This is a genomic window from Ruegeria sp. AP12 (genome assembly GCF_056540025.1).
Window position 1 is genome coordinate 1 of the sequence record NZ_JBQFVZ010000293.1, and the last position, 574, is coordinate 574.

At 60.8% G+C, this 574-nt stretch carries 1 protein-coding gene; it reads right to left on the bottom strand.

What is annotated here, in order from left to right; genetic code table 11:
* Positions 1-574, bottom strand: a 574-nt coding sequence (locus tag ACR0E6_RS22820; RefSeq protein WP_480587708.1) for an ABC transporter substrate-binding protein, incomplete at both ends; no start/stop codon positions are given.

Consider the following 574-nt stretch of genomic DNA (forward strand, 5'->3'; position numbering starts at 1 on the left):
GGTTGAACTCGGCGCGAGTAATGTTGTGTTCAACCTCGCCCCACCAGTCGCCATGCGGTTCTAACACGGTCTTAAGCCCCGGTTCGCGGGCCGTCACCTTGAATGCACCGGTGCCATTGGCATTGACCGTGGCGTAGTTGCCGGTCTCCTTGTCAGGCACCACGGCGTCATTCGCCTCGGTCCAGCCCTGATCCATGATCATCCAGTTGGCGATCGAGGACGGGAACAGCGGGTTCGGCGCTGAGGTCATGATATCGACCGTATAGTCATCGACTACGATCACCTCACTGACCGGCGCAAACCAGCTGCGCGTATCCGCCGACTCGCCTGAGGCCCGCTGATAGCTAAACAGCACGTCTTGCGCATCGAAGGTGCTGCCGTCGTGAAAGGTCACACCCTCACGCAGCTTGAATCGCCAGCCTTCACCCTCTCCGATCGGCTCCCAGCTTACGGCCAGCGCGGGTTCGACCGTCATGTCTTTGCCGCGGCGCACCAGCCCTTCGTAGACATTGTTGAGAAAACCCAGAACCGGGGCCGAGTTGACGGCGTGCGGGTCCATGGTCTGTGGATCGGT